This is a genomic window from Glycomyces tarimensis, assembly GCF_054776215.1.
The window spans coordinates 221,319-240,229 of the sequence record NZ_BAAHCB010000001.1 but is presented as its reverse complement, the minus strand read 5'-3'; the positions used below and the strand labels follow the sequence as shown (position 1 = coordinate 240,229).

Annotated in this window: 16 protein-coding genes; 5 read left to right on the top strand and 11 right to left on the bottom strand. The window is 71.2% G+C overall.

Annotation, left to right across the window (positions count from 1 at the left end; genetic code table 11):
* Position 1: 1 nt before the first annotated feature.
* Both ACYVK3_RS01115 and ACYVK3_RS01110 read left to right on the top strand, forming a co-directional pair.
* Positions 2 to 700: a response regulator transcription factor gene (locus ACYVK3_RS01115; protein ID WP_460495388.1), complete on the top strand. Its 699-nt coding sequence runs from the start codon at positions 2 to 4 to the stop codon at positions 698 to 700.
* On the top strand, positions 697 to 1,959 hold the full coding sequence (locus ACYVK3_RS01110; RefSeq protein WP_460495387.1) for a HAMP domain-containing sensor histidine kinase: 1,263 nt from the start codon (positions 697 to 699) through the stop codon (positions 1,957 to 1,959). Before ACYVK3_RS01115 ends, ACYVK3_RS01110 begins: the two co-directional genes overlap by 4 nt.
* On the opposite strand, the gene ACYVK3_RS01105 is transcribed toward ACYVK3_RS01110, so the two are convergent.
* The 4 genes from ACYVK3_RS01105 to ACYVK3_RS01090 form a co-directional block, all read right to left on the bottom strand.
* Positions 1,937 to 2,713: a polyphosphate polymerase domain-containing protein gene (locus tag ACYVK3_RS01105; RefSeq protein WP_460495386.1), complete on the bottom strand. Its 777-nt coding sequence runs from the start codon at positions 2,711 to 2,713 to the stop codon at positions 1,937 to 1,939. The genes ACYVK3_RS01110 and ACYVK3_RS01105 overlap by 23 nt on opposite strands.
* Complete coding sequence (locus ACYVK3_RS01100) at positions 2,710 to 3,309, bottom strand: DUF4956 domain-containing protein (protein ID WP_460495385.1); 600 nt, start codon at positions 3,307 to 3,309, stop codon at positions 2,710 to 2,712. Before ACYVK3_RS01100 ends, ACYVK3_RS01105 begins: the two co-directional genes overlap by 4 nt.
* 145 nt (positions 3,310 to 3,454) lie before the next feature.
* Positions 3,455 to 4,360, bottom strand: a complete 906-nt coding sequence (locus ACYVK3_RS01095; RefSeq protein WP_460495384.1) for a glycosyltransferase family 2 protein — start codon at positions 4,358 to 4,360, stop codon at positions 3,455 to 3,457.
* Positions 4,353 to 5,372 carry a sulfotransferase gene (locus tag ACYVK3_RS01090; RefSeq protein WP_460495383.1) on the bottom strand — a complete coding sequence of 340 codons (1,020 nt, stop codon included), beginning with the start codon at positions 5,370 to 5,372 and terminating at the stop codon, positions 4,353 to 4,355. Before ACYVK3_RS01090 ends, ACYVK3_RS01095 begins: the two co-directional genes overlap by 8 nt.
* Positions 5,373 to 5,605: 233 nt before the next feature.
* Here ACYVK3_RS01090 and ACYVK3_RS01085 point away from each other — a divergent pair, with 233 nt between their 5' ends.
* Positions 5,606 to 6,322, top strand: a complete 717-nt coding sequence (locus ACYVK3_RS01085) for a WecB/TagA/CpsF family glycosyltransferase (RefSeq protein WP_460495382.1) — start codon at positions 5,606 to 5,608, stop codon at positions 6,320 to 6,322.
* 108 nt (positions 6,323 to 6,430) lie between these two features.
* Here ACYVK3_RS01085 and ACYVK3_RS01080 read toward each other — a convergent pair whose 3' ends face one another.
* The 7 genes from ACYVK3_RS01080 to ACYVK3_RS01050 form a co-directional block, all read right to left on the bottom strand.
* Positions 6,431 to 6,955 carry an aspartyl protease family protein gene (locus ACYVK3_RS01080; RefSeq protein WP_460495381.1) on the bottom strand — a complete coding sequence of 175 codons (525 nt, stop codon included), beginning with the start codon at positions 6,953 to 6,955 and terminating at the stop codon, positions 6,431 to 6,433.
* A gap of 111 nt (positions 6,956 to 7,066) precedes the next feature.
* The gene (locus ACYVK3_RS01075) at positions 7,067 to 7,798 is read right to left on the bottom strand and encodes an SAM-dependent methyltransferase (protein ID WP_460495380.1); all 732 of its coding nucleotides are present in this window, start codon (positions 7,796 to 7,798) and stop codon (positions 7,067 to 7,069) included.
* A gap of 24 nt (positions 7,799 to 7,822) precedes the next feature.
* Positions 7,823 to 9,277, bottom strand: a complete 1,455-nt coding sequence (locus ACYVK3_RS01070) for an MATE family efflux transporter (RefSeq protein ID WP_460495379.1) — start codon at positions 9,275 to 9,277, stop codon at positions 7,823 to 7,825.
* Positions 9,265 to 10,149 (bottom strand): sulfotransferase family protein, encoded by an 885-nt coding sequence (locus ACYVK3_RS01065; protein WP_460495378.1) that lies wholly within the window; start codon positions 10,147 to 10,149, stop codon positions 9,265 to 9,267. Before ACYVK3_RS01065 ends, ACYVK3_RS01070 begins: the two co-directional genes overlap by 13 nt.
* Positions 10,150 to 10,204: 55 nt before the next feature.
* Positions 10,205 to 11,413 (bottom strand): hypothetical protein, encoded by a 1,209-nt coding sequence (locus ACYVK3_RS01060; RefSeq protein ID WP_460495377.1) that lies wholly within the window; start codon positions 11,411 to 11,413, stop codon positions 10,205 to 10,207.
* Entirely contained in the window at positions 11,410 to 12,792 is a 1,383-nt protein-coding gene (locus ACYVK3_RS01055) for a hypothetical protein (RefSeq protein WP_460495376.1), read from the bottom strand. Before ACYVK3_RS01055 ends, ACYVK3_RS01060 begins: the two co-directional genes overlap by 4 nt.
* Entirely contained in the window at positions 12,792 to 14,447 is a 1,656-nt protein-coding gene (locus tag ACYVK3_RS01050; RefSeq protein WP_460495375.1) for a Wzz/FepE/Etk N-terminal domain-containing protein, read from the bottom strand. The genes ACYVK3_RS01055 and ACYVK3_RS01050 overlap by 1 nt, the downstream gene beginning before the upstream one ends.
* A 212-nt stretch (positions 14,448 to 14,659) precedes the next feature.
* Between ACYVK3_RS01050 and ACYVK3_RS01045 the strand changes: the two genes are divergently transcribed.
* Positions 14,660 to 16,363: a glycoside hydrolase family 26 protein gene (locus ACYVK3_RS01045; RefSeq protein ID WP_460495374.1), complete on the top strand. Its 1,704-nt coding sequence runs from the start codon at positions 14,660 to 14,662 to the stop codon at positions 16,361 to 16,363.
* A gap of 439 nt (positions 16,364 to 16,802) precedes the next feature.
* Positions 16,803 to 18,662 (top strand): HNH endonuclease signature motif containing protein, encoded by a 1,860-nt coding sequence (locus ACYVK3_RS01040; RefSeq protein WP_460495373.1) that lies wholly within the window; start codon positions 16,803 to 16,805, stop codon positions 18,660 to 18,662.
* The last annotated feature ends 249 nt before the right edge of the window (positions 18,663 to 18,911 follow it).

Below are 18,911 nucleotides of genomic sequence, written 5' to 3'. Positions count from 1 at the left end.
CATGGCACAGCTGCTGCTGATCGAAGACGACGAGCGCGTCCGCACCGCCCTGCTGCGCTCGCTGCGCGAGCTGGACCACCAGGTCGCCTCCGCGCCCGACGCGATGACCGGACTGCGCGCCGCGGTCGACCACCGTCCCGACCTGGTCGTCCTCGACCTCGGGCTGCCCGATCTCGACGGCGGCGACATGCTCCGGATGCTGCGCGGCGTCTCCGACGTGCCGGTCATCGTCGCCACCGCCCGCGACGACGAGAACGAGATCGTCCGCGTGCTCGGCGCCGGCGCCGACGACTACGTGATCAAGCCGTTCACCGCCCGCCAGCTCGACGCCCGCATCCAAGCCGTGCTGCGCCGCACCGGCACCGGTTCCCAGACCGACGAGACCGTCACCGTCGGTTCCCTGAGCGTCGACCCCCGCGGGCGCCTCGTCCATCTTGACGGGCAGCGGCTCGACCTGAGCCCCAAGGAATTCGACCTGCTGTACTACCTCGCCAGCCGGGCCGGCGAGGTCGTCGCCAAACGACGGCTGCTGACCGACGTGTGGGACCTGCCGTTCGGCGGCGCGGACAAGACCGTCGACGTCCACCTCGCCTGGCTCCGCCGCAAACTCGGTGAGACCGCGCAACGCCCCCGCTTCCTCCACACCGTGCGCGGCGTCGGCGTCAAACTCGTCGACCCCGGGACCGAGGCGCCCGCATGAGGGCCCGCCTGACGCTTCTGGTCGCCGCCACCGCCACCCTCATCCTCCTGGCGTTCTCGATCCCGCTGGGCATCCTCCTGCGCAACACCGCCGCCGACCGCGCCGTCGCCAGCGCCTCCCAGGACGCCCAGGCGCTCACCAGGATCGTCGCCATCACCGACAAGGCCGCGATGGAAGCCGCGGTCGAAGGCCTCAACGCCGACACCGACCATCCGATGACGGTGTTCTGGCCCGACGGCACCGTCCTCGGCGCCGACGCGCCCCGCTCCGCGGCCGTCGAACTGGCCGCCACCGGACGCTCCCTGACCGCCGAGACCGAAGGCGGCCGCGAAATCCTCTTCGCCGTCGGCGTGCCCGAAGGCAACGTCGTCGTCCGCGCCTATGTGGACGACCGCCAGTTGACGGCCGGCGTCGGCCGCTCCTGGCTCCTGCTCGGCGCGATCGCCTTGGCGCTGCTGGCCTTCGGGCTGCTCCTCGCCTCGCGGCTGGCCAAAATCCTGCTCGTGCCGCTCGACGACCTCGCCGCCGTCTCGAAGCGCCTGGCCGCAGGCGACCTGGAGGCCCGCGCGAACGCCGACGGTCCCGCCGAGCTGCGCCGCGTCGGCACCGCGCTCAACACGCTCGCCGACCGCATCAAGGAACTGCTCGAAGCCGAACGCGAACGCGTCGCCGACCTGTCCCACCGGCTCCGCACCCCGCTGACCGTGCTCCGCCTCGAAGCCGAATCCCTGTCGAACCCGACTGAACGCGAGACGGTCGACCAGGCGATCGGCGAGGTCGAACGGGCCGTCAACGCCGCCATCCGCGACGCCCGGCGTCCGGGCCGCTCCGAAGGGCGCTGCGACGCCGCCGCCGTGGTGGCCGAACGCGTCGAGTTCTGGTCCGCGCTGGCCGAGGACACCGCTCGCGAATGCCGCGTGCGGCTCGTGCCGGGCCCGCTGCCGGTGCGCCTCGATGCCGAGGAGCTGGCCGCGGCGATGGACGCGCTGCTGGCGAACGTCTTCGCGCACACCCCGGACGGGACCGCCTTCGACGTGCGCCTGGCCCCGCGCCACGAGGGCGGGGCCGTCATCGACGTGGCCGACGAAGGTCCTGGCCTGTCGAACCCGGCGGTGTTCGAGCGCGGCCGCAGCGAGGGCGGGTCGACCGGACTCGGGCTCGACATCGCCCGCCGGGCGGCCGCCTCCTCGGGCGGGCAGATCTTCTTCGGGCGCGGTCCCGGCGGGATCGGCGCGCTCATCCGTCTCGAACTGGGCTGACCGGTCCGAAGCATTCGCGCATCGCGCGGGCCCATGGGTTCGCGCGCAGCCGCGGGAACAGGACGGCGGCGGCCAGGCAGTACTTGCTGACCGGGACGGGCCTGGCCCCCAGCTCCCACAGCAGCCGCTCGGCCGCGCCGCCGGGCCGGGCCGACTTGACCTCCACCAGACACAGCGGCCGTGCCGTGGCCGCGCCGGTAGCGGCGACGCAGCGCAGGTCCTCGTCGCAGGTGACGCGCACGCCATCGTCCAGGTCGACGAGCGTGTGCCGGCGGTAGTCGGTGCGCAGGCGCGGCGCCATCCCGAGCGGGACGGTCATTCGGTAGGCGCGCCACAGCGTCGCGGCGAGGTGCTCGGCCGCCTCCGGAGTCAGCCGCTCGGCGTCGGCGGTCCGGTAGTCGAGGCGCTCCTTGACGGTGTCGCTGCGGGCGCCCTTGAGCTTGATCTCGAAGGCGCATTCGCCGGAGTCGGCGTAGCTGCGGGTGCGGACCTTGAAGCGCCGCCGTCGCCCCTGGCGGTGCTGCCGGTAGGTGAGCAGATCCGGAGTGTCGAAGTAGACGGTCTCGTACGCGAAGCGCCGGCGTCCGGAGACCTCGAGGCACGACCAGGCGCCGGTCGCGGCGAGGCGGTCGCGGAACCGCGCGTGGTCGTCGAGGGTGAGCAGGTATTTGGCGTCGACGCGGACCTGGAGGTTCGCGGCGCCGACGACGGTCGCGAGGTCGACCGGGGGGAAGGCGTCCAGCGGAGTGCTCATCGGGTCCTCGCGAGCGGGAAGGTGCGGTCGGCGTTCGCGACGGGTGCGGGCAGCGGCCGGAAGCGCACGTCCACGGTCATGGTCTCGCGCACGTAGTCGGTGTCGATCACGTCGAAGCGGGTCACCTGGGCGTCGAGTCGCCGCTCCAGGTCGGTGCGGAGGCCGGACTCGTCGCGGTGGACGGTGTCGAGGATGACGATCCGGTGCCGGGACCGGCCCGACAGGCGCGGGTGGTCGGCGACGTACATGGTGAGCACGAGCAGGGCGGTCAGGCCGATCATGACGACTGGCCGGGAGCCGCCGATGCCGTTGATGAGGCCGAGCGCGAGCGCGGTGAAGTAGTAGCCGACGTCGCGCTGGGAGATCTGGTCGGAGCGCAGGCGAAGGATCGACAGGACCCCGAACAGTCCGAACGCGAGGCCGAGGCTGATCTGCTGGGAGAGCATGAGTGCCGAGACGGCGAAGACGCCGACGTTGAGCGCGACGTAGGCGAGCGCCAGGTCGGCTCGCTGGTGGCGGCGGTAGTAGATCGCGCAGGCGAGCACGGTGATGGCGAACAGGTCGATGGGCAGTGCGAGTGCGAGCGTGAGGGTCACGGCTTCTCTCCTCAGAGCGGTGTGGCGTCCGAGCCCTTGGGGCTCAAGTGGTCTGAGGATCAAGGTAGAAGTGCGCCCGTTAAGCCCCGGATAAGACGTGAATAACGGGCGGACAAGCGTTGAACCGGCGCTGAACGGCCGCGGCTCAGATGCCCCGGCCGCGCCGGTGCAGGGCCGCCATGACCGTCGGGACGCCGACGATGCCGGCGGCCGCGGCCGCCGCGACGGCCGTGCGCGGCTCGCTCGGGTTCGACTTCGCCGCCTTGGCCGCCCAGCGCAGGGCCTCCCTGCGGTCGCCGATGGCGGCGTGCCAGCAGGCGATCTGGCCGTAGACGCGCGCCGAGCCCTCGGGGCTGCCGTGGATCTCGGGGTGCCGCTCGAGGATCCAGCGCAGCGATGAGATCTTGGTGTCCCAGCTGGTCTCGAAGTGCGAGCCGGCCCAGTTGATCAGGGCGAAGGGGGTGTCCACGTGGGCGATCGGGCGGCGCCGCGCGGCGCGCAGCAGCATGTCCCAGTCCTCGTTCTGGCTGCCCGGGGCGTCCTCGGCGACCAGGCCGAGGCCGCCCAGCAGGGCCGAGCGGCGGAAGACGAACGTGGAGGAGTGGAGCATCATCATGCGCGAGCGCAGCAGGTCGACGTGCCGGATCGTGGCCTTGTGGGCGAATCGCGCGTTGCGCCGTCCGCGGTAGTCGACCTCGATCGCGGTCGTGCACATCTCGGCTTCGGTGCCGAGCGCGGCCACCTGCGCCGGGAGTTTGCCGGGCAGCCACTCGTCGTCGTCGTCGAGGAAGGCGACCAGGTCGGTCTCGAGCGCGGTGATCCCGGTGTTGCGGGCCCCGGCGAGCCCGGGCGTGCGCTCGTTCTTCACCACCCGCACCGGGCGGTCCCCTTCGGCGACGAGTTCCTCGTCGGGATCGGCGCGGTCGAAGACCACGACGACTTCGATGCGGCCGGGATAGAACTGGGTGAGTACCGATCGCAGCGCCGCGCGCACCTGCCGGGGCCGGTCGTGCGTCGGGACGACCACCCCGATCGAAGGCCATTCACTCACCGCTCGCCACCTCGCTCACGGGCTGCTCCTGCGGGGCGCCCTCGTCGTCGTCCAGATATCCGTAGCGGCCCAGCAGCGGGCGCGTCAGCGTCGAGACCATCCGGCGGGTGCCGCCGGCCATGTCGTCGGCCCACGCCTCGTCGGTGCGGATCGGGATGCGCCCCACGGTGAACCGCATCGGGTTCCCGGCCGCCGAGTGGCTCGGGCCCAGATCGGCCCAGCCGTCGCCGATGAAGTTGAGGTCGGATTCGACCAGATCGAGGTCGCAGAACCGCGCCAAGGAGGCGACGACCTTGCGGGGACGCTGGATGATCCGCTCGTAGCGCACCCGCCGCACCGGCACCCCGCGCCGCGCCAGCAGGCTGAACGCGGCGTTCTGCGCGTTCCACAGCATCGCGGCCTTGGCGGGGGAGTAGCGGGTCATCTGGTCGCCGGTGGGCGACTCGGGGCGCCGCACCTGCTTCGTCCACGAGTAGGCCACGCCGCGCGAGTCGCGCACGACGTGTAGCACCCGCAGGTCGATGTTCGGCGACCAGCGCAGGCAGTACGCCAGCGAGGCGTGCTTGGACGAGTCCACCACGACGCGGGCGTTCGTGTCGGCCGCGGCCGCCTGGTAGACCTTCTCGAAATAGGAGACGTACTCGCGCACCAGCTGGTGCTGCGCGGGCGCGAGCTTCTTGGAGGCCAGCGCCGGGATGTGCCGCGTGCGGTCCACCGTGGACTTGAGCGCGCCGAGCCGCTCGACGTCGACGTCCTCCCAGGAGCCGAAGGCGGCCTCGCCGATCCGCTGCCAGAACTCGCAGTAGGAGAACGTGGCCCCGCAGGCGCACATCTCGTTGCCCAGCAGGTCCCGCTCCCACAGGTGGGTGATCTCGCCGAGCGGCATCACGCCCGGCAGCTGCCCGAGCAGCCGCTCCAGGAGCGTCGTGCCGCTGCGGCCCAGGCCTCCGATGAACACCACCTTGACGGGGTTATCGGACTGCTCTGCCGTATCGGCGATTTTGACGCTCACTGATGCCGCTCCCACTTCTCCTCGTCGCGTGTCCCTGTGTCGGTATAACGACTCTGGGTGGGGTCGAGGACACGCCCTGAAGTGAAAAATCCCGGAAAATGCCGCCCCTGGCCTTAGCGTCTGATGGCATGGAGCGGTTTGGCCCTTCGCGGCAAGGCGAGTCCCACAGTGTACTCACGCCCCGGATCCGCCTGGGAGGCATCGGTATCGATCCGGTGAACGAACATCAGGCGGTGGACCGCGTACTGGACGCGATCGAGTCCGGTCGCGGCGGGCAGATCGTCACGCCCAACGTCGACATCGTCGCCGCCTCCAGGGCGAGCCGCCGGCTGCGGGCCATCATCGAGGCCTCCGAGCTGGTCGTGGCCGACGGCGCGCCGCTCGTGTGGGCCTCCAAAGTGGCGGGGACGCCGCTGCCCGAGCGGGTCGCCGGATCGGACCTGGTGTGGAGCCTCTCGGCGGCCGCCTCCCTCCGCGGCCTGAAGGTCGCGCTGCTCGGCGGCACGCCCGACGGGGCCGCCAGGCCCACCGAGCGGGCCGCGGCCGTCCTCGAACGCCGCTACCCGGGACTGAAGGTCGTGGGGGCGTGGTGCCCGCCGATGGGCTTCGACCGCGACGAGGCGCACTGGAGGGCCCTGCTCGACCGCATGGACGCCGCCGCGCCGGACCTGGTCTACGTCGGCCTCGGCTTCCCGAAGCAGGAGCACGTGATGGTGCGCCTGCGCTCCGTCGCTCCCCGGGCCTGGTTCCTCGGCTGCGGCGCCAGCATCGACTTCATCGCCGGATACCGGCGCCGCGCCCCGAAATGGATGCAGCGCAGCGGCACCGAATGGCTGTTCCGGCTCGCCTCCGAGCCGCGCCGACTGGCCCGGCGCTACCTGCTCAACGACGTCCCCGAGGCGCTGCGGCTGATGGCCTCGGCCGCCGCCCAGCGGGGGCGGGGCCGCTAGCGGTGCTGTCCCGGGCGGCTGCGAACCCCGCAACGGCCGAGCCGGGCTGCGACGAGGAGAGGGCCTTCCGGCGGTCAAGCGCCGACGCGGGCGCAAGCGGCAGCCGGCTCAGGAACCGCCGTCGTATTCGGGCAGCCGCAGCACTTGTTCGTCGAAGTCGATGACGATCTCGCCGAACCCGCTGAGCACGTCCGATCCGAGCAGCCCTTCGAGATCCTCGCCGTGCTCGCGCTCCGGCAGATCGATCAGGGCGATCTCGGTCGTGTCGAGCGCCACGTCCCCCATGTGCCACTCGTCGACCTCGGCGATCTCCACTCGCCCGCTGCCGGAGATACCGGTCATCTCCCGGGACTCGCCGGTGGTCGGCAGGCCGAGATCGTCGGCGACGTCGACGTCCACCGCGGATATGGAGGCGCCCGTGTCGAGGGCGAACTGGAACGGTCCCTCGCCGGAGATGCTCACCGGTATGAACGCGAGCGTCTGGCCGCCCTGGTCCATCACCTGCAACGGCACGGTCCCCGGCTCTCCGCTCCCCTCGCCGTCCCGGCCCTGGTCACCGCCTTCGACGCAGCCTCCGAGGAGGGCCGCCATCATCGCCGCGGCCGTCAACCGCAGCCGAACCGAGTTCCGCATCGCTGTGCCTCCTGGCTTGGGACGCCGACTGACCTCTCAGTCGTACCCGAAGCGCGGAGGACGAACCCCGCTCCCGGCGTCGGCCGGCCAAGCCGGCGAGCCGTACGACCGTCAGCGCCGGCGCGCGACGTACACGACGTCGGTGCACCGCTTCGACAGCGGCGAGGCCAGCACTCCGTCGACACCCCGCGCGAACCACGACACCGGCGCCCGGTAGCAGCCCTGCGTGAACAGCGTGAAGCCCTGAATGCCGACCAGCTCGTAGCCGTGCCGGTCGAACAGCGCCCGCATCTGCTCGTGCGACAGCTCCTGGAACCACGTCGAGGCGTCCACGCGCCCGAACGTCTTGCGCAGATGCCGCAGCGAGGAGGCGTTCCCGTGGTTCTCCACCATGAGCAGCCCCGCGTCGGCGTCTGGCAGCGCCGCCGACGCGAAGTCCAACAACTGGTCGCGCAGCCCGGCGTCCACATTCAGCACGAAGCGGAACGCCGTCACCAGCGCCGGCCGTCCCGGCACGACCTCCGGGGCCGCCCCGCCCGGCCCGACCAGGTGCGCATGGCCGGGCGTGCCCAGCTCACGGCCTTTCGCCAGCATCGCCTCAGAGGTGTCGTAGCCGTGCGAGACCTCCACCAGGCCCGACAGCATCCGCGCCACCCGGCCCGTGCCGCAGGCGAAATCATGGTGGACCGGCGGCAGCGCGAACGCGGTCGGCACGAACCCTCGCAGCCAGCCGGTCTGACGTGAGCTCACGATCGACGAGAACGTCCCGGGCGCGTAGGTGCGCTCGGCGTACTTCTCGACCGCGGTCGGGTCCTGGAAGACCTCGGTGTAGTTGGCAGCCACGAATATCCCCCAAATCGGAAGGTGTTAGATCCTGTGCCGGTAGCGCAACAGCGCCACCGCCCACGCGACGCCCGCCGCCGCGAGCGCGAGCAGCGCCCACGTCCCGCCGAACACGCCAAGGGCGAGCGGCAGCGCACCGAAACCGACGCCGGTCGCCGCCAGCGCCCGCCTCGTCAACGCGCCGAACGGGTGGAGTCCGAAGGTTCGCCACAATTGCGCGAGTGGAATCAGATTATTCACCAACACGGCCGCCGCCCACGCGATCGCCGCGCCGACGACGCCGAGGGAAGGGATCAACGCCACGTTCAACGCCACGTTGACGGCCAGTGAAATCGTCACGTCGACCAGCTGCCACGAGGTCTTCCCCGCCATCGCCAGCATCGAGTCGACCACCCCGCACGCGGCGCTGAACATCATGGCCGGCACCAGGATCCACACCACCGTCCGCGCCTCTCCGGTGGCGTACTCGCCGCCGAACAGCCGCAGGTACCAGTCGGCGCCGAACCCCACGGCCAGGTACACCGGCCAGGTCAGCGCCACGATCCACGCCGTGGACGCCTGGTAGAGCCCGCGCGCCGACGGCGCCTCCCCGGCGGCCATCGCCGCCGCGGCCCTGGGCTGCACCGCCTGCCCGACCGCGCCCGAGACCAACTGCCCCACGATGACGAACCGGGTCGCGACCGTGTAGACCGCCGCCGGTCCGAGACCGGCGAGCGCGGCCACCAGGATGATGTCGAGTCGCTGCAGGCCGATCTGCGCGACCCCCGCCACGGCCCGGGGCGCGGTGAAGCCCCAGAAGGCGCGCGCGTCCACCCGGTCGGGGAACCCCGCCTCGATACGGCATCGACGGCGACGCCACAGGTACCAGCCGGCGGCGAGCGCGGCCGGCAGGTACGGCAGCGACCACGCGGCGGTGACCGTCAGCGCCGAGGCCGTCCCCGTCACCGCGACCGCTCCGAGCGCGGCCAGCTGCGCCAGCGTGCGCCCGAACTTGTCGATCAGGACCGTAGGACCCATGAGCCGGTAACCGCGCGTGACCGCCAGCAGCGCCTCGAGGAGGACCGACGCCGGGACGAACACCGCGACGAGCCGCACCAGCTCGGGACGGGCGAACATCGGCGCCGCGGCGAACAGCGCCACCGCGGCGGCGGCCGAGGCGATCGTCGCCGGCCACAGACCCGTGCGCAGCACCGAGCCGATCGCCGCGTCGCGGCCGGACTTGTGCAGCCGCGCCACCCAGTACACCAGCCCCGTCGGCGTGCCCAGACGCGCCAAGGCCCCGACGACGAGGAACACCGAAGTGACCGCGAAGAACGCGCCCGCCTCCGCGGGGGAGAGCGCCACGGCCACCAGCCAGGTGACCGCCAGACCGCCGCCGCCGGCGATGATCGCGCCGACGAGGTTGACCATGCCGCCGCGCGCCGTCCCGCGCAGCTCGTTTCGCTCCGGCCCCGTTCTGGCGGCTGTCAGTGTCTCCAACTCGGCGTCCCGCCCAGCCACTCGGCGAGCCGGGCGTCGTACGGCTCGTAGTGCTCGGTCAGGCGCCGCCGCAGCGCCGCCGACATCGGCGAGGGCCGCCCGCGCGCGTTGTGCCGGGCGAACGCGAACTCGCCGAGCCACGGCAGGCCGAGGAAGCGCAGGACCCGCTCGAACGCGTCTTCGGGCCGGGAGAAGAACTCCCCGGAGTCGAGCACCAGGACCCGGTCGCGGCCCACCATCTTGGCGAGCGGCTCCAGGTAGTCGGTGTAGCGTCCGCGCGCGACGTAGGCGTGGTGCTGGTGGGCGAAGCTGTAGTGGTGCGGGTCGAGGCGCAGCCGTTCCTCGGTGCCGGCGAGGCGCTCGGGTTCGGCCTCGACGGCCGCCTCGAAGTCGGCGATGTCCTCGAAGCCGCGCGCCGCCTCGTGCGCGTGGTGGGACCAGGCCCGCTCGACCGGGTCGCGGACGAGCACGATGACTTTGATCCCCGGCAGGTCGCGGGCGAAGCGCTGCGCGGCGAGCGGGTGGTACAGGTAGTACGGGCTGGACTCGAAGCCGATCGGCGCGAGCCCGGTGTGGTCGGCGACGCGCCTGACGACGGCCTTGGTGGGGAAGTGCGCCCGATACCAGGACAGGCCCCGGTCGTACGACGTGTCGAAGTAGTGGATGCCTTTGTGGCACACGGCCTTGAGAATCGCCGGGTGCTGCGCGAGGGCCCGGTACAGCGACGTGGTGCCGCAGCGCTGGCCGCCGCATATCAGGAGCCCCGGAAGGATCCGGGACGCCGAGGTCAGGCGCCCGAAGGTGCGCGTGGAATGGCCGACGACGGCCTTGACGGGAGTCGGCACGCGCTCCCGCAGTGTTCGCTCGCTCAAACGATGCTCCTAACAGTCCGCAGTGCTGAGACGTCGCGCTGCCTCGCGCCGTGCTTCACGCATCGCGCTGCCTCGCGATGTGCCGCAGCAGCGTGGGCAGCAGCCAGCGCCCGAGTGCGCCGAGCGCGGCCCCGGCCTGTTCCGCCTGGTCGCCCATGTAGCGGGCCGCGAGGTCCACCAGGTACAGCAGCGTCGTGGGCTCGGCCTCGTTGGGCGCGACGCCCATGGGGGCGAGCACGGCCGAGGAGTTGGCGGCGAGCAGCAGGACCGCCGTGGTGGGGTCGACCTGGTGGGTGACGATGTCGTCCTGGAGCCGGTAGTGGACGGCGTCGAAGCCGTACGGCACGCCGGTCTCGAATCGCTCCAGGTCCCACAGGTAGATCATGTCGGCCGCCTCGCAGGTGTTCCACGGCGACCAGTCGCCGTGCCAGGCCCCGAACGTGAGCTCGACGCGGGCGAACCGGTCCAACAGCGTCGTGCCGGCGTGCACGAGGGTGTCGGCCTCGCTCTCGCCGCGCGCGGCGAGCGCCCCCAGCCGGCCGCGAAGCCGGGCCGCGTAGTCCGACTCCGCCAGCGGCGAGCGGACGATCCCGGCCACCTCGGCGAGTTCGCGCATCGCCTCGATGCGGCGGGTCTCGCCGGTATCGACCGGTTCGGTCCAGGCCGGGAGCGCCGAGGTGACCATGAGGTTGTGGCCGCGCCAGGCACCCGCGTGCAGGAGCTCGGGGACGCGCAGGCGCCGCAGGTGGCAGCACTCGCCGAGCCGGCGGGTGGCGGCGGTCTCGGCCTCCACCAGCTCCCTGGTGAGCGCGTTGACGCCGAGCTTGGCGAAGGCGACGGTGCGGGCGTCGCCGTCGAGGATCTGGAGCACCGGCTTCCGGTTCGCCCGGGCCGGACCGATGTGGATGCTCAGGTGGACCTCGTGGCCCAGAACGGCGCTGAGGTGGTCGTCGATGCCTTCGGCGGCCGACACCTGGATGCGGTGGGGCAGCAGGAGGCGGTCGAGGCCGAGCCGCAGCGCCCACACCGCGGCGTCGCGCTTGGCGCGGGCGCCCTTGGCGGCGGGCCGCGAGTAGCGGGCGAGCGCCCCGGCGGCGACCTTCCGGTTCGCGGCCGGGATGAGGACGCGCGGCTTGCGCCGGTTGGGCACGACGATGTACGGGCGCTTCTCCTCACCCGCCCGGGGATACAGCTGGTCGACCACCTCGGCGAGGTAGGTGGCGCGGCGACGCAGGTCGTCGGCCGTTTGCAGGGCTCGGCTCATGGCTTCTCCGTTGTTGTTCCCGTAGGCACCGGTATTCGGTTGGCGGCGAGGAGCACGTAACTGAGGAGCGTGAGCAGCAGGGGCGTGACCAGGGCGTTGTAGTAGAACATCGACAGCAGCGACAAGCCGATGACCGCCGAGCCGGCGATGCCGACGGCGGAGTGATCGGATCTGAAGCGCCACAGCACGGTGAGGGCGAATCCGAGGTAGGTGACCGTCCCGGCCGCGCCGTGGGCGAACATGACCTGCCACAGCTGGCCGTTGCCGCCGAGGGTGCGCCCGCCGCACCTGGGGCATTCGGGCGTGGGGCCCACGGCGATCGACTCGCCCGAGCCGAGGGTCTTGCGGGTCGAGCCGAAGCCGAGCACGGGGGAGTGCTGCACCACCAGTTCGGTGGCGCGCTCGGAGGAGAAGGCGCGGCCGTCGTCGGAATGGCCGTTGTCGAGCCGGGCCTGCACCACCGTCCCCAGGGGCGTGAGCACGACGAGCAGGATTGCGGCGCACCCGGCGCCGCCGAGCGCGACCATCCCGGCGGGCCTGCCCGACACGAGCAGCCGCAGGGCCGCGAAGACCGCGATGGCGGCCAGGCCGAGCCACAGGCCCCGGTTCATCGAGTACACGGCCGGCACGAGCGAGACGATGAGCAGCGCCGTGGCCGCCAGGCGCCAGCGCCGCCGCAGCGGGAAGCAGAAGGCGGCCACCACCAGCCACACGACGGTGATGGCGAAGTTGTTGCCCCACGTGTTGGTGTAGCCCCACGGCGCCGCCGGGCGCGGCGTCTCGTAGCCGAGGAAGTCCATCGTCTGCGCGGCGGCCGGGTGCACCAGCGACTGGACGAAGCCGTCGGCGGCCACCGACTTCGGCAGCAGCGCCTCCACCGGCGAGGTGTACTCGAAGCCGCCCGCGAACGTGCCGAGCAGGCCGCCGGCGACGGTGACGACGAACAGCCACGCCAGGAGCCGGATCAGGCGCTCCTTCGGGTAGCGCCCCTCGGCGACGAGGTTGTAGGCCCACAGGACGATCAGGGTGACGCAGCAGTAGAAGCCCAGGCGGAACGTCGCGCCCGGAAGATTCGAGATCCACGAGCCCGCGACCGTGCCGGGCGGGTCCACACCGAGATTGGCGAGGCTGAGCGTCACGGCCAGCAGGAACAGCAGCCACCAGCCGAACGCGGGCGGGACGGCGATGGTCCTGCGGCGCATCAGCCCAACGGCCCCGAGCGCGGCGACCAACGGAATGACGAGGACGCCCATGCCCAGGGCCCACCACAGCGGGTAGGCGGCGAGCAGCCACGTCAGCGCCGCGCCCTCGCGCGAGGGGACCGAGCCCGGCGCTGCCGCGGCGGTGCGGGCGGTCCGCACCGCTCCGGTGAGGGTCATCACGACTCGGCCGCGCGCCCGGCGGAGGCTTGCGAGGCGTCGAGTTTCACGGTCTCCGTGGGCTCCTCGACCGCCTCGAGCGAGTCCGTGGGCGTCTCATCGGCGGTGGGCTCCGCCGGGCGGGACGGCGGCTCGCGGCGAATCCCCGGCATCGGCACGTTGTTCATGGGCCCCAGCACGTTCGGCAACAGGACCGCCCCGAGCATCGAGGCGTCGATCTGGCGCATCGCGTCGGCCGCGGCGGCGGTCTGACCGACCGTGTCGCGCCGCGCCTGGACGGCCAGGATCACCGCGTCGGCGTGCGCGGCCAGCAGTTGCGCGTCGGCCGAGCACGACAGCGGTGGGGCGTCGACCACGACGAACCGGCCGGCCTCGGCGAGTTTGGTGAACGTCTCGGCGGCGGCCTCGCTGGTGGGGCCGGTCGCGCGAGCGGCGGCGCCGGGCCCGATGACCGCCAGGCTCGGCTGCCGCGGGGCGGCCCGCATGGTCTCGCTGAGGTCGACGCGCCCCGACCACACGTCCGCCAGGCCCGGGACCGACTCGGTGCCGAACAGCTCGGGCAGGCCCACGGTGGTGCTCGGGTTGGCGGCGACGGCGGTGACGCGGTCGCCCGCGCGGGCCATCGCGGTGGCGAGGTTCGCGGCGACGACGCTGGCGGCCGGGCCGGGCGCGACCCCGGCCACGACCACGACGCGCTGGGATTCGGTGAGCTGGGAAGAGACGACGTTGCGCATCTGGGAGAAGACCCGCCCGCCGGGGCTGTAGGCCGCGAAGACCTCGCGGCGCTGGAACTTCACCGACTTCGGCACCGAGCCGAGGACGTCGAGCTCGCAGCGTTCGACGAGGTCGACCGGGTAGGCGACGCGCCGGGCGAGCCGGTGCCGCGCCCAGGCGAGCATGAGGCCGAGCGGCAGGCCCAGGCCGAGTGCGGCGGCGAGGTTGAGCGCGGCGTTCGGTGAGACCGGCGCCTCGGGCACGGCGGGCCGGTTGATGATGCGCCCGGGCGTGATCGCGTCCTGCTCGGCCTCCAGGGCCGCGATCTCGGACTCGATCTCGCCGGCCTGGCCGTTGAGGTTGTCCAGGCTGGACTCCAGTGCGGTGCCGTCGGCGTCGGAGTCGAGCGAGTCGAGATCGCGCTCGATGTCGGCGATCTCGGCGTTGAGGCTGTCGAGGCTCGTCTGCGCGGTGGTGATCGCGTTCTCGAGCGAGGTGCTGGCTCCGGCCTGGCGGTGGTTCAGGTAGGCCTCGCTGAAGGCGACCGTGCCGGTCTTCGCCTCCTCGGGGTCGTCGGCGCGGAAACTGATCTCCAGCACCGACGTGTTGGGCGGCACGGCGACCGAGACGCGCTTGGACAGCTCGTCGCTGGAGGGCGCCGACAGGCGCTCGGCGGCGGCCTGGGCGATGTCGGTGGACTTGACGATCTGGGCCTCGGTGTCGAGGTTGACCGGCCCGGGCGTGCGGGCCCCGGCGACGTCCGTGTCGGTAGCGGTGGGGAGCACCAGGACCGAGGCGGTGGACTCGTAGACCGGTTCGGTGACCGCGGTGTAGCCGAGCCCGGCCGCGAGCGCGGCGGCGACGGTGCCGACGATGAGCCACCATGAGCGGCGGGCGATGATGCCGTAGTCGGCGAGCGTGCGGGCGGCAGGGGTCCTCAACGCGAATGCCTTTCTCGTTCTTGGGCTCTCGCTCAAGTAACGAGGCACCGCCCCGATAAGTGACGGGGGTGTGTCGCTCGACCGGAAACCATCACCGATACGGGCGTGGTTCTTGTGTCAACCGACCATTAAAGACCAACTCGTTCGTTATCATGTTGATTCGCGCATTTTGAGCGACCGTCACAACCGGACTCCCGTGGGGTGGGGACGAAATGAGCAAGCCGAACTCGCAGCCAGGACTGCCACTGAGGACCGGACGGGGCCTCGTCGCCCTCCTTGCCGCCGTCCCGCTGGTGCTCGCGGGCTTCATCGTCGGCTACGGCGTCGGCGCCGACAGGGAGCGGACCACCGAGACCGTGCCCGCCTGGGAGGACGAACTCGAGCAGACCGCCGAACACGAACCCGTCGCCGCGTCGTTCACCGCCACCGGCATCGAGGGGTCCGCGCCCGCCGAGCCCAGCGCGCTGCCCGTCGGCACCAGCGACGGCCTCGGCATCAGCGTCACCCACCTCCAGTTCGCCATTGACGAGTCCACAGTGGCGCCCGCCCACACCGCCGAGGTGCGGCTGCCCGTGCTCATCCCGCCCGACAGCGAGGCGATGATGATCGAGATCTCCTCGGTCCGCCCCGTCTCGTGCCTGTGCTCGCTCACCGCCTCCTCCTCCCCGCCTTACGGGCGCGTCTGGGACGTCGCACACGTCGACGCGACCACCACCGAGGTCGTCTTCGACGTCACCGGCGCCATCGACGCGCCCGGTCGCTACGGATTCGCGATCTCCACCCCCGACCGCGACTCCTACCTCGAATTCGAGGGCGGACGCGTCGACGACAGGGGACCGCGACTGTGGACCGTCTCCGCGCCCGAACCGACGCCGAGTCCCACGCCCAGCGCGACACCGAGCCCGTCTGCGACCCCGGCCGACCCGGTGCCGTTCGTGCCCGAAGGCGGCCAAGCCGAGAGCAACCTCGGCAGGTGCGCGACCGACGAGAAGCTCATGCCGAGCTGCGGGGCGCTGGTCGGCGCCGCCGCCGGCGCCCATACCGGACGCGACAAGGAGGAGGCCTTCCTCGAATTCGAACAGGATGCCGGGCACACGCAGCAGATCTACCACGCCTATGAGCGGGCCGACGGGAGGCTGTTCCCCACTCCCGACCAGATCGCGCTCACCGAGGATCCCGACAACCCCAGGACGCTGTTCATCAACTGGAAGCCGCGGATGGCGACCTGGGCGCAGATCGCCGCCGGCGATCCCGAGATCGACGCCTATCTCACGCGGCTGGCCGAGCACATCAAGACGAACTTCGACAAGCCGTTCTTCTTCACGGTCCACCACGAGCCGGAGAACGATGTGATCGAGCGGGCCGGCTCGGGGATGGAGCCGAAGGACTACGCCGACATGTACCGCTACGTCATCGAGTTCATGCGAGCCCAGGGCGTCGACAATCTCGTGACGGTCATGAACTACATGGGCTACCTCAAGTGGGTGGACATGCCCTGGCACGACAAGCTCTATCCGGGCGACGACGTCGTCGACTGGATCGGCCTGTCGGGGTACGGGCAGTCCCTCTCGGACGACGGGCACTCCGATTTCACCGAGATCATCGACCAGACCAAGGACGGCTCGTGGCCCGGGTTCTACCACTGGGTGGGGCAGAACCATCCGGGTAAGCCGATCATGCTCGCCGAGTGGGGCGTGTTCAGTGAAGAGGAGTATCCCGACCATCAGGAGACCGTGTTCAGGGCGGCCGCCGAGCAGTTGGCGCACTATCCGCGTTTGAAGGCGATCGTGTACTTCTCCTCGCCCGATGCCGAGGGCCGCAATTCCGAGATCCATGCCGATCCGGACGCGCACCAGGCGTTTAGGGAGCTGATGGCCTCGCAGCACTTCGATGTGGAGCTGAGCGAGTGGCCGTAGGCCGTCATAGGGAGCCATAGGGCGCCGTAGGACGCCGTAGGGCGCCGTAGGGCACCGTTCGGAGGCGGCTCGGGGTGCGCGTGGGTGCGAGTTCAGGCGCAGCGACGACGAGGTAGGAGCCTGTGGGGGTCGGACGTCGGGTGCGGGTCCGTTTGAGTGCGGGTTCAACCGGGCGGCGACGAAGAGCTGAGTTCTTTGTGGAGGTCGGGTCAGCGGGCATGCCGGTGGGATGTGCCTCTGCACGGCCAGGGCGGTTCCTTAGTTCCCGGTTTCGCTTGCAGCGCAGGGCGCTCGTGGCTCTGAGCGGTCGAAACGTGAGTGTTTTCCCACCCTAATGGGTGATGACAGGGGTCTTGTGACCTGGGAGAATAGAGGTATAGCACGAACCGGCGGAAGCAGCAGGTTCGTACGAGACCTCAAGGACCGAGGGAGGTGTCAGATGGCCAAGGCGAGCATGAAGCCCAGCAGGACCGAGCGGACCGAGCGCGCCAAGGTCATCCACACCGATCTCGATGAGGCGGCTGCCGCCATCAACGCCCTCCACGCGGACATCCTCGCCCGGGTGATCGAGGCGAAAGCCTGGAACATCCACCGCGACTGCGACGGCTTCTCCGCGCTCCGCGAATGGCTGGTCGCCACCTTCGACTTCCACCTACGCACGGCTGCTGATCTTGCGGCGATCGCCCGCACGGCAGGGAAGTTCACCGTCCTCGCTGAGACCGCCACGTCGGCTCGGGCGCGGATCGACCGGGTCGCGGCGGCCGTGCGCCGTCTGGACGCGACCAAGGCCCTCCGCGTGTACGCCCGGACTCCCTACCGCGAGCCTGTCCCTTCCCCGTTCGACGCGGACACGCTCTGCCCGACGCCGGAGCATCTGGTCGCCGAGTACTGCATCCACGCGACGGTGAAAGACGTGCACGCCCAGCTCGACGAGCTCCAAGCCGTCCTCGACTCGGGTGAGGAGCTGTTGGACGGGCTCGGGCAGCAGTCGTTGCAACGGCTCGACTTGGTGGAGACCGAGAACGGCATGTTCGTCCTCTCCGGGCTCCTGTCTGCGGATACCGGGAAGCTGTTCGCCAAGCTCCTGACCACCGCCGTGCCCCCGCCCCGGCAGGATGAAGTCGACCAGGATGGGTCGCTGCCGCCTGCGGCGAATCGCCGGGCCGAGGCGTTCCACCAGGTGCTCGCGACCCACGGGGCCGACCCGAACGCGGCCAAGCGGCACGGGCACACCGCCATCCTGCACCTGTCGGTCGACATCGAGACCCTGGCTGGGGACGACACCGGACGCGTGGCCACCTTGGAAGGCGACCCGATCAGCCTCGGGAAGGCCCGCCTGCTCGCGTGTGAGGGCCTGGTGATCCCCAACGTGTTCAACTACCGCACCGGCGAAGCGATCGAACTCGGGCGTGCCCTGCGCCTGCCGAACTCGGCGCTGCGCAGGAAGTTGGAACTCGAGCAGCCCGGCGGGTGCGCCTGGACCGGCTGCCACGCCCCCGTGCAGTGGACCGAAGCCCACCACATCCGCCACTGGGCGAATGGTGGACCCACCGTCGCGGCGAACCTGATCCTGCTGTGCCGCTTCCACCACGGCCGCATCCACACCCCCGGCTGGTCGATTCAGAAGACCGGACCGGGCAAAGCGTTGATCGTCCACCACGACGGGCACGAGGACACCGACCCCGACCTCAAGTGCGGCTGCTCGGACTGGCGCACCGACACCGACCTGGATCTGGGCTTCGCCGAGGACATCGCGAACGCCTTCCCCACCGGCCTGTACCCCGAAGAATGGTCGGAGACACTCAAACCCGACCTCGAAGCCGCCGCCGAGCAGGCCGAGACCGAGCAGGTCATGGCCGCCGCGAGAGCCGCCCGCGCGAAAGTGCGAGCCCGCTTCATCACACCCGCACCCCAACCCGCGACCGAACCCGAACCGGCTTCACCACCGGCACCCGAACCGGGACCGGGACAGGGATACGAGACTTCCACACCACTGACTGAACCGAGGCGGACTCGCGACCTCGTCAGCGCCGCAACGGCACCGGACTACAGGCCGCCGCCGGTCTTAATCTGCCCGCTGCGGGATGTCGTGGCGGGGAAGGAGCCTCATAAGCGGCCAGCTCGAAACCGGACACCCGGTTCGAGCCCTTCTCCATGTCCAGGCCCCGAACCGGACCATCAGCCACCCCGTACCCGTCTCACGGCAGAACTCAATCCGACCCGGCACGAGCCCACCGCCCGCCTCCGCGCCGACCAACCAACACCAGCCCACCTGTCACCGTTTTTGTCGCCGCCATAGCGCAGCCGGGCCAGCCACAACACCGACCCCGCCAGCGCACCGGATTGCCATTGCCGGTCTCAACAGGCACCCACGCCGAGCCACATCGGCGCCCACCCCAGCCAGCGACCCCGACCGTCCCGCCACCTCACCGTCGCCGCCTCAGCGCAGAGTGAGCGCCCACGACACTGTCGTCGCCAGCGCATCGGCGGCCATTGCAGGCCTCCCCACGCTGCCCAGCACTACCTACAGCACTATCTACAGCGCGTA